We start from the raw sequence: 16963 nt of genomic DNA on the forward strand, positions 1-16963 counted from the left end.
GGAAGTTTTGTTTAAAACATATTTATTTGAAAAAGGGTGTTTTTCCTCTTATGTAGGAATGTTATAGTTTTTAACTTTGAAATCACACAAAATCAATGTTATATGAAAACTTTTAATCCATTTTTAATTATTCCCTTATTGCTATGTACTTTTCTTTTTTCTTGCGGCCAATTAAAAGGTGAAAAAAGCATGGAAAACTCTAAATCTCGAGATGTTTTACTTCAAAATCATCTAATATCTTCAGCTCAAGGAAAGGAAATGTTTGCTGAATTTAACGAAAATAGAACTAAGATTATCGAAGGGACGCTTCAGGAGAAATACAAAGACAATGATTTTGAAGACACGAAGTTTATTTGGTATTCATTAGATGAGATAAAAGCTTATTTACAATACATCGAATCTATTCAAAAAGCTAACCCAAAACAAGATGTTTCTGGTCTTAGAATATATTTTGCCGCCTATCCTAATTCTAAGAAGTTTAAGAGCGGAAAATCTATTAAGCATCCTAAACAGCAAACTGTTTTCATGATTCCAACGGTTGGTGTTGACTTAGGCGAAAAAAAACATAAAAGCATGAACCATTTACCATTCATTATAAAATCAGATTCTAGTAATCCTTTAGCGGGACAATTTGAAATTGTTGATGAGCTGATGATTGATTTTAATAAGAAAAAACGACTTGAAATGTATTATAAAAAAGCACAGAATTTTCAAAAAGCAGGTGTAAACTTCAGTGCTAGTTTGTTTACTGCGCGAGCCGTAGAAACAAGTACTATTTATAATGAAGGAGAAATGATTCCGCCTCCATATAAACTTGATTAATAATTAATAGATGAGTATGTTTTTAGAGATCTCATTTATAACAATAAGAAGTTCTATAAAGTATATAGAGCTTCTTGTTGCTATTATAGGAACCTTGTATTTTTATAAATACAAGCATGAGTTCTTAAAATATTTTTTAATAATATTATGGTACACCGCTTTCAATGAGTTTTTTGGGTTTCTGTTAGGTAGAATGGGGTTTTCAACAAACTATATTATCTATAATATTTTTCATTTTATAAATTTTTCATTCTTATTTTTATTGTTTAATAGTTGTTTAAAAATAAAGAGTCATAAAAAATGGACTAAATTATTTTTAGCTATTTATGTACTAAGTTTTTTTATAAATATGTTTTTTCAAAACTATTTGTATCAAATACAAACCATTCCTTATTTAATAGCATCGGTGCTTCTTATAACAAGTATTGTTTTTTATTTTTCAGAAATATTAAATACTAATGAAGTTCTTTTTATAAAAACAAACCTCATGTTTTGGATTAGTGTTGGGTATTTGCTTTACCTAGCCGGAAACATTCCTATTCGAGTAGTTAGAAATTATCTTTTCGAATTGGTTGATTTACAGAATGTTTTAGAAATAAGTAGTATCTTAAGCATCGTCATGAATTTTTGTTTTATTTTAGGTTTTATATGGGGCGAGAAGGACAAGCAATATTAGTAGCCGTTTTTACATTAGTGTTTTTATGCTTAATACTTGTGGCTTTATTTGTTGTTTTTCATAGAAGAAAAAATCATTTATTGTTAAAGCAAAAGGAAATAGAAAAGCAATTTGAACAAGAAATAGCTAAAACTCAAATAGAAATAAGAGAAGAAACGTTTAGAAATATAAGTTGGGAATTACATGATAACATTGGTCAATTATTAACATTGGCAAAAATACAACTTCAAGATCCTAAAAATATTGAAGATGTAAAAGAAACTTTAAACAAAGGGTTGATCGAGTTGAGGTCGTTATCAAAACAGATAAATCCTGAGGCATTAAAGTTAATGCGGTTTACAGAAGCGATTACTCAGGAAATTGAGAGGTTTAATAGGCTTAACTTTATTAAAGCTTCAATAGAAGTTTTAGGTGAAGAAAGATTAATGGAGGAAAAAACGGAAATTGTGCTGTTTAGAATCTTGCAAGAATTTTTTTCCAATACAATGAAACATGCAAAAGCAAGGCATTTGAGTGTAATGGTTAATTTTAAGGACAAGGAGCTCTTAATAATTGCTAAAGATGATGGTAAAGGTTTCGATTCAGAAAAATCAAATAATTTTTCAGGAATTGGATTGTCCAACATAAAAAATAGAGCAAAATTAGTAAATGCAGGTGTTAGTATTTTTTCGAAACCAAACCAAGGTACACAATTAACTATTACTATAACTCATGAATCCATATAAGGTAGTCATTGTTGAAGATCATATTTTGTTGTCTCAGGCAATTGCTGGTTTGGTGAATGCCTTTAGTAGATTTGAAGTGCCTTATCAATGTAATAACGGGCAGGAGCTATTGGATAAATTAAAATTCCCTAATAATATTCCGGATATTGTATTAATGGATGTAAATATGCCTATTCTAAATGGTATAGAAACTACGGAAATTATTAAAAACGAATACCCTCAAATAAAGGTAATTGCTCTTTCGGTTGAAGGAACAGATGAAACCATTATAAAAATGTTAAAAGCAGGAGCCAAAGGTTATTTGCTTAAAGACGTTGAAAAAGAAGTTTTAGAAGTGGCGCTAAAAGAAGTTATTAGTACAGGGTATTATCATACAAAAGAGGTGTCGAATATTTTAGTGAATTCTTTAAATGATGAACGAGGTACGGTTTGTAAATTAAAAGAAAGAGAATTAGAATTTATTAAACTTGTTTGTTCAGAATTAACTTATAGAGAAATTGCTGAAAAAATGTTTTTAAGTCCCAAAACAATTGATGGCTATCGTGATACTTTATTTCAGAAACTACAAGTTAAAAATAAAATAGGTTTAGTGCTTTATGCTATTAAGAATAAGATTGTGTATTTATAAAACACGTGTTCCGATATTTATAGTTATTTCTTGAAAAAAAATGTTGTGGTGGTTTTTATTATTTAGCGAGTTAGTCTCCATTTAATTAATTTGGATCTTTAAAAGATAAATACAATAAACTCTTCAAATCTGTAAAAACGATATTTTCAAATTTTTTAATATTCTTATTTCAATTTTAATGTATTATGTTTTTTTTTTGATATGTTTTTTTTTAAATGAAACGATTTTTGTGTTAATCTCATGTTTTTTTTTGAGAGATGAATAAATGTAAATTGCAAATTTTAAATTGTTCTTCTTACTTTTTTTGTAATTTTTCACTCTCTTTTTATGTAGACGAGTTCTTTTTATCGGTAATTCATGCTTTTTGTCTATTTTTTTTATTTCATCTGTTTTTTTTTGTTAAAAAATTGGCGATTTTTTTATTTTAGATAATTACTGATTATAAAATTTGTCTTAAAAAAACGTTAAAAGTTTAGTTGTTTTTTTACATTTGTTAATGTAAATCCTACAAAATTTCACTCTTAATTAATATTAGAGATTTATTTTATTCTTTTCAATTACTAACACATAATTATAATACTTTTTAAATGGATAATTTTTACCTACTTAAGAAAATAAATAATTTAAAGTTGTTTATTTTTTTTGCTTTTACTTTGTTCTTAGGAATTAGCTCATTGCACGCGCAATCATGTACCATAAATGCTGGTGTTGATCGAACAATTTGTGCTAATGATGTTTTTCAGTTAGATGGAAACTCACCAGATGCATATGCCGATGGGCCAACATGGATGCAAATTGGTGGGCCTTCAGTAATAATAAGCGACCCTTCAATAGATAATCCTATAATTACGGGTTTCTCAGGAGGAAACACTTATGAGTTTCAGCTCTCTGCAGTTTGTCCTAATGGAGATACACCGTCTCAAACAGTTTCTATTACGGTAGAATCTATTACGGTTGCAGATGCTGGTTCAGATGTGGCTTCTTGTCCAGATAGTTCGGGGGCGTTAATTATAAATGCTAATGCTCCAACTAATTCGGGAGAAATGGGTGCTTGGTCTGTAAGTGGAAGTAATGGTGCAGGTGTTACTATTAATCAGCCTACTTCAGCAACATCTACAATTTCTTTAGCTGACGGTAGCGCAGGAACTACGGTTTTAAGATGGACTATTTCGGGAGATGATTATGCTCCAGGACAATCTTGTGAGTCTTATGATGAAATTACAATAACTAATTATGGAGGAGAAGAGCCAGTTGATGCTGGTGCAGATCAAACATTATCTAATTGTTATACAGTAAGCCAAAGTACTAATTTAGATGGTAGTTTTGCTGGTAATAATATAAATGGTCAAGTAGGTACTTGGTTATTTGTTACTGGGCCTTCAAACCCTACAATAAGTAGTCCAAATACTAATAATACAGGTGTTTCTGGTTTAGTAGAAGGTGTATATGTTTTTAGATGGGATGTTGTTGGACCTTGTGTTTCAGGCAGTGATACAGTTACAGTAACTGTACCGGAAGCGACTCAAGATGTTACACAAGCTACTATTTCTAATGATGATCAACGTTTTTGTGATGCATCAATTACTGAAACAACTTTAGTAGGTAATTCACCCGACTTTACAAATGAAACTGTATTGTGGGAAAAAACATCGGGAGGAACTGTAACTATTGTGGATCCTACGAGCTCTACAACACAAATTACAGGACTTACATCTCCAGGTAGTTATCAATTTAGCTATACTATTACAAACTCAGTGACTAGTTGTACATCTACAGATTTTGTTAGAGTTATATATAATGTAGATACTATTAGTATAAGCGCGAATTCTGGAAACGATATTGTTGGGGATTGTGGGGAGACTGAAATATCTGTTCCGTATACTTCTACAAGTGGAAACGTATCAGAATATAGTATTGTTAGTGGTCCAGGAGCTTCTGGGATAACATTTCCAACAAATTATACAAATTTAGGAAGTGAAGATAGTGGTACAACTACTATACAAGTTTTTGGTGTTCCTGGTATAACTTCTTTTGATGTTCCTGGTACATATACGGTAAACTTTAGAAGGCGAAGAAGTGGAAACCTTTTACAAGGTTGTGATGTTGCTAACGATGCCATAAATATAATTATTTCAAGAGCTATATCTGGTGCTGCTGCAGGGTCGCCTCAAACATTTACATGCGGGCAAACAGATGGAACGCTTGCAGGTAGTACTATTAATGTAGGAGAGACTTCGGTTTGGTCTCAGATATCTGGTCCAAGTACAGCAGATATTTCAGATATTTATGCTCAAACACCAGGTCTTTTAAATCTTATTCCTGGAGAATATGTATTTAGATATACAGTAACCGCTGGACCAAATTGTACGCCACCAGCAGTGTCAGACACTAGTGTTTTTGTATCGCCTATAGATAATGATCCGGTTGAAGCTGGAGGTGATCAAACCGTTTGTTATAATGCGCCAGTACAATTAGATGCAGATCCAGCATTAGCGAGTCAAACAGGAACATGGTCATCTACAGATCCTAATGTTGTTTTTGAAGATGAGAACGACCCAAAGACTATAGCTACAGGGTTTTCATTAGCATCAACAGATTATATTTTAACATGGTCTCTATTAAATGAATTCGCATACTGTGGTGAAGCTGCAACTGATACTGTAACTATAACAACTACTAGCGATGAATCGCCAACAGTTGCAGATGCAGGAGCAGATTTTTGCTTTGGGCAAGGTGTTACAACAATAGCGAACTTAGCAGGAAATACACCCGATATTGATGAAATGGGAACTTGGACACAGATTACAGGTCCAAGCGCAGTTTCTTTTACATCCCCAAATAGCGAAACTTCTGAAGTTACAGGCTTGATAGATGGTGAGTACGAATTTCAATGGGAAATCGCTTATACAGCACCAGTACCTAATGCTTGTCTTTCAACATCGGATACGGTGCTAGTAGTTGTTGCAGATTCTAGCACAACTGTATATGCTGGTCCAGACCAATTGGAATTATGTTTAGGTACTTCTCTATCTTTTATTATGGATGCAGACTCCGCGCCAGATGGAGGGCAAGGAACATGGGCTTTAGTTTCTGGATTAGGTGGATATACTGTTGATGATATTAATAGTCCTAAAGCAACATTTTCAGACTTATTAGACGGAACTTATGTTTTTGAATGGGTTATTGATTTTGGAGGTTGTACAGCCTCTGCTACACCAGATCAAGTTACTATTGAAGTAGGTATTCCTCCAACAGAAGCAGTTATACCAGATGCAACTCAAATAATTTGTGCGGCAACAAACACAACTATTTTTGCAGAACCTTTGGGTAATCCAAATTCTGAAAGCGGAAGTTGGACTGTGGTTTCAGGACCAAATACACCTACTATAGATAATCCAGGGAGTAATTCAATAAGTGTAACAAATCTAATCACGGGTTCTTATGTGTTTAGATGGACAATTGTTGGAAGCTCAACATTTTGTCCAAGTTCTTCAGATGATATAACAATTGATGTTTATGGACCTGCAACGGCAGGAACAGACCAAGACCTTTGTATGGTTAACAGTGCTTTTCTTGAGGCTACTCCTGGTACAACAGGTACATGGAGTTTAGTTTTTGTAGATGGAATAGCAGCTACTCCAGCACAAATAGCTTTATATACACCAACACAATCACCAAGTAATAGTAATACCGCAAATGCTCCTGTCGATCCAGGTTTTGTTTATGTATTTGATTATACTACGGATTATACAGGTGCTGGGTTATCATGTAATAATTCATCTCAAGTAACAGTAACAGTTAGTGATGGTCCAAGTGAGGATGCAGATGCAGGTGCGGATCAAGATGTATGTATTACAAATCCTTCAGCAACTTTAACAGCGGGTAATTTAGCAATACCTTCAGATGTAACATCGCAGTGGAGATTTTTATCACAACCTAGTAGTTCTGTAGCTGTTATTGATACTCCAAATAATACAACAACAACAAATATTACGGGGTTAACAGTTCCTGGTCTTTATATAGTAGAATTAAATTTTGCTACAACGTTTTGTGCAGATAATGCAGATATTGTTAGAATTGAAGTTTTTGAAGCTCCAACTCCAATAGAGGCTGGAGCAGATCAAAATCCTGCATGTCAGCAAGATACTCAGTTAGATGCAACAGCACCAACCGTAGGGATTGGGGTCTGGACTTTTGCAAGCCCAGGAGACGATCCATCGGGAGGTTTAGTAGTGATAGATAGCCCTAATAACCCTAAAACAACATTATCGAACATTCCAGATGATGCTGGTAGTGATGGGCTTGACGATGTTTATGTGTTAACATGGACAGTAACAAGTGGACCATTTACATCAGGGGATTGTGGGCCACAATCTGATACCGTTACTTTAACATATACAGGAGCACCGCCTTCTCAAGCAGTTGCAGGTCCAGATCAAGAGTATTGTGATAATTCTCAAGCTTTCCTTGCAGCTACAGATTTAGCTGTTGGTACAGGAACTTGGACACAAACAGGAGGAGCTCCGGCAACAATTGCTGCAGAAAATAATCCAAATAGTTTAGTGTTTGGATTATCTGCAGGGACATATCAGTTTACTTGGACCGCCGTTGGTGGAGGTTGTACCTCTGTTGATACTATGGAAATTGTTATACACTCAGATCCAATATCTGCTAATGCTGGTCCAGATCAATCTTTACCAGAATTTTCATCAGTAACTTTAGGGGCAACGCCAGCAGGTGTTGGCGAAGGAACTTGGACTCAGGTTTCAGGTCCTTCTACTGTTAGTTTTATAGACGAAAACGATGCGAATACATTAGTAGCAGGAACAGCCGTTGGAACTTATGTTTTTAGATGGTCTATTGTTAGCGGAACATGTAGTCACGCTGAAGATGAGGTGACTATTATTATTACTCCAATTTCGGATTTAGAACTAACTAAAGCAGTATCAACTTCAAATGTAAATGCAGGAGATATTATAACGTTTACTGTTTCTGTTTTTAATAATGATACTAGTGGAGCAAACTCTGATGCAACAGGTGTTAGTGTTGAAGATATTTTACCATTAGGTTATTCTATAGTACCAGGAACGGTTTCCAATGGTGGTTCTTTCGATTTAGGAACACAAACTATAACATGGTCTAATTTAGATATTGCAAACGGAGCGACATTACCTCTAACTTTTAATGTTACAGTTAATGCTTCTGGTCCTTATGTGAATACAGCACAAATTATAGCGAGTGATAATTTCGATCCAGATAGTGATCCAACAACAGATGCTTCAGTGGATGAAGATGGAAATGGAAATGGTGATGATGATGATGAGGATACAGAAACAATAACAATACAGTCTGCAGATTTATCTGTGAGCAAAGTGGTTTCACCAACAGATGCTAGTGTAGGAGATCCGGTAGAATTTACGATTACGGTAACAAATGGAGGTGGAGATACAGCTACAAATGTTGAGGTTCTAGATCAATTACCGAGTGGTTACACGTATCAAAGTGATGATGCTTCGGGTAATTATAATTCTAGTACAGGAGTTTGGACTATAGCATCTATAGCGGCATCTACTAATGCTGTTTTAAAAATAACAGCTTTAGTTAATGCGCCAACCGGAACAACGGATGAGTACTTAAATACATCTCAAGTAATTGCTAGTGATCAAAACGATCCTAACAGTACACCAAACAATGACGATGGAAATCAAAGTGAAGATGACGAAGATAATGCAGAAGTTAATTTAGAAACTGCCGATCTTCAAATTACCAAATCAGTTTCACCTCTTTCTGGTTCAGTAGGAGATCCAGTTACATTTACTATTTTATTAGAAAATGCAGGTGGTGGAGATGCTACAGGAGTTGATATTGAAGATTTATTACCAAGTGGATATGATTTAGTTGCTGGAACAATATCGGATTCTGGTGTTTATATCGTCGGAAATAAGTCTATTGTTTGGAGTGATTTAGCTTTAGGGAATGGCTTGTCAAGAACGCTTACTTATGATGCGATTGTTAATGCTTCAGGAGACTATACTAATGTAGCTCAAATTACAGCGAGTGATTTATTCGATCCAAATAGTACTCCAGATAATGATGTATTAACTGAAGATGATCAAGATGATGCTACATTTACAATAGAAGTAAATATTCCTCCAGTTGCTGATAATGAAATAAGTTCTGGGAATACTTCAGGAGCAACCGTTATTCAGAATATAATAACAGGAGATACAGATTCTGATGGAACAATAGATGCTATGAGTGTAAACTTAATAGTACCTACCAATCCGGGACTTACAATAATCGATCCTATTACAGATTTAAATGGTGATTTAATTGGCTTTACCGTAGAAGGACAAGGTGTTTGGCTTTACGATGAAGTTACAGGGGAAGTGAGTTTTAATCCAATTCCAGGTTATACTGGGGATCCTGATCCAATTTCATATACTATTGATGATGAAGATGGCGATACATCAAATGTTGCTACAATAACAGTAGAATATACAGTTGTAGCTCCAATAGCCAATGATAATGAAGATTTAGATAATGCTTTAGGAACAGCAGTTTCTATTGATGTTTTAGCCGATGATTTATTATCCGATGGAAGCACACCAGCACCATCAGATGTTACATTAGATTTAGATACTCCAATAGGGGCAACATCACCAGTAACAGGAACGAATGGTAATACGATTGGATTTACAACCACTGAAGGGACATGGTTATACAATGAAACCACAGGCGTTTTAGAGTTCACACCAAATGGAACATTCGAAGGGGATCCATTACCAATTACTTATAACATTACAGATGTAGATACGGGTGAAGTAAGTACAACACCAGCAACAGTAACGATTACTTACGAAGATCGACCAGTAGCAGTAGATGATAGTAGTACAGGAAATACATCAGGAAGTACAGTAACCATTGATATTGTAGATAACGATACGGATGGCGATAATAATTTAGATCCAACTACGGTAAGCTTAACAGCACCAGTAGGAGCAACCAACATTGTAACATCAACAGATGGTGATATTATAGGATTTGAAGTGCCAGGCGAAGGAGTTTGGAGTTATGATGAAACGACAGGAGAGATTAGTTTCGATCCAATTGATGGATTCACAGGAGACCCAACAGATATTGAGTATACTATATTTGATGAAGATGGAAATGAAAGTACAGATCCAGCAAGCATCAATATAGAATACACCGTAACACCACCAATAGCAAATGATAATGAAGATTTAGATAATGTCTTAGGAACAGCAGTTTCTATTGATGTTTTAGCCGATGATTTATTATCAGACGGAAGCACACCAGCACCATCAGATGTTACATTAGATTTAGATACTCCAATAGGGGCTACATCACCAGTAACAGGAACGAATGGTAATACGATTGGATTTACAACCACTGAAGGGACATGGTTATACAATGAAACCACAGGCGTTTTAGAGTTCACACCAAATGGAACATTCGAAGGTGATCCATTACCAGTAGATTATAATATTACAGATGTAGATACGGGTGAAGTAAGTACAACACCAGCAACAGTAACGATTACTTACGAAGATCGACCAGTAGCAGTAGATGATAGTAGTACAGGAAATACATCAGGAAGTACAGTAACCATTGATATTGTAGATAACGATACGGATGGCGATAATAATTTAGATCCAACTACGGTAAGTTTAACAGCACCAGTAGGAGCAACTAATATTGTAACATCAACAGATGGTGATATTATAGGATTTGAAGTACCAGGCGAAGGAGTTTGGAGTTATGATGAAACGACAGGAGAGATTAGTTTCGATCCAATAGATGGATTCACAGGAGATCCAACAGATATTGAGTATACTATATTTGATGAAGATGGAAATGAAAGTACAGATCCAGCAAGTATCAATATAGAATACACCGTAACACCACCAATAGCCAATGATAATGAAGATTTAGATAATGCCTTAGGAACAGCAGTTTCTATTGATGTTTTAGCCGATGATTTATTATCCGATGGAAGCACACCATCACCAACAGATGTAACATTCGAATTAGTTGTACCAGCAGGCGCAACGTCTCCGGTAACGGGGACAAGTGGAAACCCAATAGGGTTTACAACCACTGAAGGGACATGGTTATACAATGAAACCACAGGCGTTTTAGAGTTCACACCAAATGGAACATTCGAAGGTGATCCATTACCAGTAGATTATAATATTACAGATGTAGATACGGGTGAAGTAAGTACAACACCAGCAACAGTAACGATTACTTACGAAGATCGACCAGTAGCAGTAGATGATAGTAGTACAGGAAATACATCAGGAAGTACAGTAACCATTGATATTGTAGATAACGATACGGATGGCGATAATAATTTAGATCCAACTACGGTAAGTTTAACAGCACCAGTAGGAGCAACTAATATTGTAACATCAACAGATGGTGATATTATAGGATTTGAAGTACCAGGCGAAGGAGTTTGGAGTTATGATGAAACGACAGGAGAGATTAGTTTCGATCCAATAGATGGATTCACAGGAGATCCAACAGATATTGAGTATACTATATTTGATGAAGATGGAAATGAAAGTACAGATCCAGCAAGTATCAATATAGAATACACCGTAACACCACCAATAGCCAATGATAATGAAGATTTAGATAATGCCTTAGGAACAGCAGTTTCTATTGATGTTTTAGCCGATGATTTATTATCCGATGGAAGCACACCATCACCAACAGATGTAACATTCGAATTAGTTGTACCAGCAGGCGCAACGTCTCCGGTAACGGGGACAAGTGGAAACCCAATAGGGTTTACAACCACTGAAGGGACATGGTTATACAATGAAACCACAGGCGTTTTAGAGTTCACACCAAATGGAACATTCGAAGGAGACCCATTACCAATTACTTATAACATTACAGATGTAGATACGGGTGAAGTAAGTACAACACCAGCAACAGTAACGATTACTTACGAAGATCGACCAGTAGCAGTAGATGATAGTAGTACAGGAAATACATCAGGAAGTACAGTAACCATTGATATTGTAGATAACGATACGGATGGCGATAATAATTTAGATCCAACTACGGTAAGCTTAACAGCACCAGTAGGAGCAACCAACATTGTAACATCAACAGATGGTGATATTATAGGATTTGAAGTGCCAGGCGAAGGAGTTTGGAGTTATGATGAAACGACAGGAGAGATTAGTTTCGATCCAATAGATGGATTCACCGGAGATCCAACAGATATTGAGTATACTATATTTGATGAAGATGGAAATGAAAGTACAGATCCAGCAAACATTAATATAGAATATGCTGTAACACCACCAATAGCAAATGATAATGAAGATTTAGATAATGCCTTAGGAACAGCAGTTTCTATTGATGTTTTAGCCGATGATTTATTATCCGATGGAAGCACACCAGCACCATCAGATGTTACATTAGATTTAGATACTCCAATAGGGGCAACATCACCAGTAACAGGAACGAATGGTAATACGATTGGATTTACAACCACTGAAGGGACATGGTTATACAATGAAACCACAGGCGTTTTAGAGTTCACACCAAATGGAACATTCGAAGGGGATCCATTACCAATTACTTATAACATTACAGATGTAGATACGGGTGAAGTAAGTACAACACCAGCAACAGTAACGATTACTTACGAAGATCGACCAGTAGCAGTAGATGATAGTAGTACAGGAAATACATCAGGAAGTACAGTAACCATTGATATTGTAGATAACGATACGGATGGCGATAATAATTTAGATCCAACTACGGTAAGTTTAACAGCACCAGTAGGAGCAACTAATATTGTAACATCAACAGATGGTGATATTATAGGATTTGAAGTACCAGGCGAAGGAGTTTGGAGTTATGATGAAACGACAGGAGAGATTAGTTTCGATCCAATAGATGGATTCACAGGAGATCCAACAGATATTGAGTATACTATATTTGATGAAGATGGAAATGAAAGTACAGATCCAGCAAACATTAATATAGAATATGCTGTAACACCACCAGTAGCTGAAGATGATATTAATAATATAGCAACTGATATTGGAGACCCAACAGTTATTAATGTTTTAACGAACGATTTACTGTCTGATGGAACTACGCCAGATGTAAGTGATGTTACTGTAGATTTAGACCCTAGTACTCTAGGTGTTCAAACAACTCTTGATGTAACAGGAGAAGGTATTTGGTCTTATGATCCAAGTACAGGAGATGTAACTTTTACTCCAGAAATAGGGTATGAAGTTAGTCCTACACCAATACCTTATGAATTAGTTGATACGGATACAGGACAATCTGATACAGCTACTATAACTGTGATTTATGAAATACCACCAGTTGCAGATAATGAATCTAGCACAGGAAATACTCCTGGAGAAATAGTATCACAAGATATATTAGTTGGTGATACAGATGCAGATGGAAATATTGATGCGACAAGTGTGAATTTAGTAACACCTGCTGGTGCAACTAACATCATTACAGATTTAGATGGAGACGTAATTGGGTTTACGGTTCCAGGAGAAGGGGCTTGGTTGTATGATAATAATACAGGTAGTTTAAGTTTTGATCCTGAAATAGGTTTTACCGGTGATCCAACATCTATTGAATATACTGTTGATGACAATGATGGTAATACAAGTAATATTGCAACAGTAGTTGTTGAATATGCTAACATTCCTCCAATCGCAAATGATGATTCTAGTACAGGTAATAATACAGGAAACCCTGTAACATTAAATGTGTTAGCAGATGATACATTATCTGATGGTAGTACACCAGATCCAGATGATATTATATTCGATTTGGTTGTTCCTGTAGGAGCAACAGATCCAATACTAGGAACAAATGGAAATACTATTGGATTTACAGTGCCAGGAGAGGGGGTTTGGATTTATGATGAAGTAACTGGAGATGTTACTTTTACTCCAGAAGCAGGATTTACAAACGATCCAACAGATATTCAATATAATTTAACAGATGTAGATACGGGAGAAATAACAGTTTCACCAGCTACAATAGCTATTGATTATGATATTGAATTTCCAATTACAGAAAATGATGAGGATTTAAATAATTCTACAAGTTCAGTAGTTAGTGTTGATATTTTAGATAATGATAATGATCCTGATGGGAATTTAGATCCAGAAACGGTTAATCTAGTAACACCTTTAGGAGCAACTAATATTGTAACAGATGCAGACGGTGATGTAATTGGATTTGATGTGCCAGGAGAAGGAACATGGATATACGATTATTTAACGGAAGAGTTAACTTTTACTCCAGAGTCAGGTTTTGTTGAAGATCCTACTCCAGTTAGTTATACTGTAGATGATAATGATGGAAATATGTCTAATACGTCAACAGTAACTATAGATTATGTAGATGTTGCAGATTTATCATTAACTAAAATTGTAGTAGATAATGATATAACGCCATTAGTTGGTTCAGAAATCACTTTTGAAGTTAGAGTGTTTAATGATGGTCCTCAAGATGCATCTGGAGTTCAGGTTTCAGATTTATTACCATCAGGATACGATTTTGTATTGTACAGTTCTACTTCAGGAACATATAATGAAACAACAGGTTTATGGGAGCTAGGTACCGTGTTATCTGGTGAATCTGAAACTTTATTAATTGATGTATTAGTAAATGGTACGGGAGATTATTTAAACATTGCAGAAGTAATAGCTTCTAACGTATTTGATATTGATTCTGTTCCTAATAATGATGATGGTGATCAAAGTGAGGATGATGAAGATAACGCAATAGTGACACCAGTAGAATCTGTTTCAGATTTATCATTAGTGAAAACAGTTGTAGATGGAGATGTAACACCTTTAGTAGGTTCTGAAATTACATTCCAAATAACAGTAAGTAATGATGGACCACAAAATGCAACAGGAGTTGAAATAACAGATTTATTACCATCAGGATACGATTTTGTATTATTCAGTTCAACATCTGGAGCTTACAATGAAACAACAGGATTATGGAATGTTGGAGGAATTGCAAGTGGAGAGTCTGAAACTTTATTAATCGATGTATTAGTAAATGGTACGGGAGATTATATCAACATTGCCCAAGTAACAGCTTCGGATATTTTAGATACCGATTCAGTACCTAATAATGATGATGGTGATCAAAGTGAAGATGATGAAGACAATGCCTTTGTAACTCCGGTTATATCTATAGCAGATTTATCATTAACTAAAGATGTTGTTGATGGAGATACTATGCCTCTAGTGGGATCTGAAATCACATTTATAATAACAGTAACTAATGATGGACCGCAGGATGCAACAGGAGTAGAAGTAACCGATTTATTACCTTCTGGTTTCGATTATATTTTGTTCAGTTCAACATCAGGAACTTATAATGAAGCAACAGGAGTTTGGACTGTTGGTAATGTAATTAATGGAACAACAGAAACATTATTGATAGATGTATTAGTTAATGGTTCTGGCGATTACTTAAACGTTGCTCAAATATCAGGTTCTAATGTTGTAGATAACGATTCTGCACCAAATAATGATGATGGAGACCAAAGTGAAGATGATGAGGATAATGTATTGATTACTCCATTAGATGCAATGGCAGATTTATCTCTAGAGAAAACAGTGGTTGATAATGAAATCATGCCGAATGTTGGAGATGAAATTACATTCCAAATTACAGTTAGCAATGCTGGTCCAAATGCAGCAACAGGAGTAGAGGTTATGGACTTATTACCACAAGGTTTCGACTTTGTTCGTTTCAGTGCAACTTCTGGTATTTATGATGAAATTACAGGATTATGGAATGTTGGTACAGTTCAAAATGGAAGTACCCAAACATTACTGATTGATGTTATAATTCATGAGCCAAGTGGAACTGCAGGTGAATACTTAAATGTTTCTCAAATTACAGCAAGTGATGTGATTGATCCAAGTAGTACGCCAAATAACGATGATGGTGATCAAAGTGAGGATGATGAAGATAGTATATTAGTAATGACTGAAACTGCCGATTTAAGTTTAACTAAATCTGTAAACAACATGAATGCTAATGTTGGTGAAGTCGTAACGTTTACACTTCAAATTGATAACGCAGGAGTAGATGATGCAACTGGAGTTGCTTTAGAAGATATCTTGCCAATTGGTTATAGCAATATTACTAACATAAGTAATGGAGGTGAATTGATAGGTAACAGGATTACATGGAGTGGTTTAAATGTGCCTTTAACAGGTTTAACCATTACTTATAATGGAACTGTTAATATGCCAACATTACAAGCTGGTGAGTATTTAAATATTGCTGAAATTACTGCTAGTAATCAATTTGATCCAAACAGTGAGCCGGATAATGATGATGGTGATCAAAGTGAAAATGATGAAGATAGTACATTTATAAATACACCAATTGCCGATATTGAGGTAACAAAAGTAGTTGATAACGGAAACCCTTCAATAGGTGAAACAGTTGTGTTTACTATTACTGCTAGTAACTTAGGAAGTATAGATGCTACTTCTGTAGAAATTATAGATGTATTACCAAGCGGTTACGAGTTTACAGATTATGTAGCTTCATCCGGAATCTACAATGAAGAAACAGGATTATGGAACGTATCATTAGTTGCAGCAGGAGTTGCCGAAACGTTAGAAATAACGGTTAAGGTCTTAGATGTGAATGATTATGTAAATACAGCATCTCTTGAGTTCTTAGATCAAATTGATTCAGATGAAAGCAATGATTCTGCTGATGCGTCTATCGCTCCACAATGTTTGAAAATTTATAATGAATTTTCTCCTAACGGAAATGGTAAAAACGAATTCTTCTACATTGATTGTATTAATAATTATCCTGAAAATAAGCTTGAAATATATAATAGATGGGGTAATGTAGTTTATGTAAAAGAAGGTTATGATAATACTTTTGATGGTATATCTAACGGAAGAGCTGTAGTTAATAAGAACGAGAAATTACCAGTAGGAACGTATTACTATATTTTAGATCTAGGTGATGGTTCAGAACCAAGATCGGGTTGGTTATATTTAGTGAGATAAAAATAGATTTAGAAAACAG

At 35.0% G+C, this 16963-nt stretch carries 5 protein-coding genes; all 5 read left to right on the plus strand.

Annotated features, from left to right (window positions below):
* The first annotated feature begins 102 nt into the window (after positions 1-102).
* A complete protein-coding gene (locus GQR97_RS08910; protein WP_158847563.1) occupies positions 103-822 on the plus strand; it encodes a hypothetical protein in 720 nt (239 codons plus the stop codon).
* A 349-nt stretch (positions 823-1171) separates the two neighbouring features.
* Entirely contained in the window at positions 1172-1498 is a 327-nt protein-coding gene (locus GQR97_RS08915; protein WP_158847565.1) for a hypothetical protein, read from the plus strand.
* On the plus strand, positions 1471-2223 hold the full coding sequence (locus tag GQR97_RS08920; protein WP_158847567.1) for a sensor histidine kinase: 753 nt from the start codon (positions 1471-1473) through the stop codon (positions 2221-2223). Before GQR97_RS08915 ends, GQR97_RS08920 begins: the two co-directional genes overlap by 28 nt.
* On the plus strand, positions 2210-2851 hold the full coding sequence (locus tag GQR97_RS08925; protein ID WP_158847569.1) for a response regulator transcription factor: 642 nt from the start codon (positions 2210-2212) through the stop codon (positions 2849-2851). The genes GQR97_RS08920 and GQR97_RS08925 overlap by 14 nt, the downstream gene beginning before the upstream one ends.
* Positions 2852-3438: 587 nt before the next feature.
* Positions 3439-16944 carry a PKD domain-containing protein gene (locus tag GQR97_RS08930; protein WP_158847571.1) on the plus strand — a complete coding sequence of 4502 codons (13506 nt, stop codon included), beginning with the start codon at positions 3439-3441 and terminating at the stop codon, positions 16942-16944.
* Positions 16945-16963 lie beyond the last annotated feature (19 nt).

The sequence above is a fragment of the Algibacter sp. L1A34 genome (genome assembly GCF_009796805.1).
Taxonomy (GTDB): Bacteria; Bacteroidota; Bacteroidia; order Flavobacteriales; family Flavobacteriaceae; genus Algibacter.

What these genes read in the sequence shown, in the direction of transcription:
- GQR97_RS08910 (WP_158847563.1), top strand. Translation starts at nt 103, where the DNA reads ATGAAAACTTTTAATCCATTTTTAATTATTCCCTTATTGCTATGTACT.
- GQR97_RS08915 (WP_158847565.1), top strand. Translation starts at nt 1,172, where the DNA reads ATGTTTTTTCAAAACTATTTGTATCAAATACAAACCATTCCTTATTTA.
- GQR97_RS08920 (WP_158847567.1), top strand. Translation starts at nt 1,471, where the DNA reads ATGGGGCGAGAAGGACAAGCAATATTAGTAGCCGTTTTTACATTAGTG.
- GQR97_RS08925 (WP_158847569.1), top strand. Translation starts at nt 2,210, where the DNA reads ATGAATCCATATAAGGTAGTCATTGTTGAAGATCATATTTTGTTGTCT.
- GQR97_RS08930 (WP_158847571.1), top strand. Translation starts at nt 3,439, where the DNA reads ATGGATAATTTTTACCTACTTAAGAAAATAAATAATTTAAAGTTGTTT.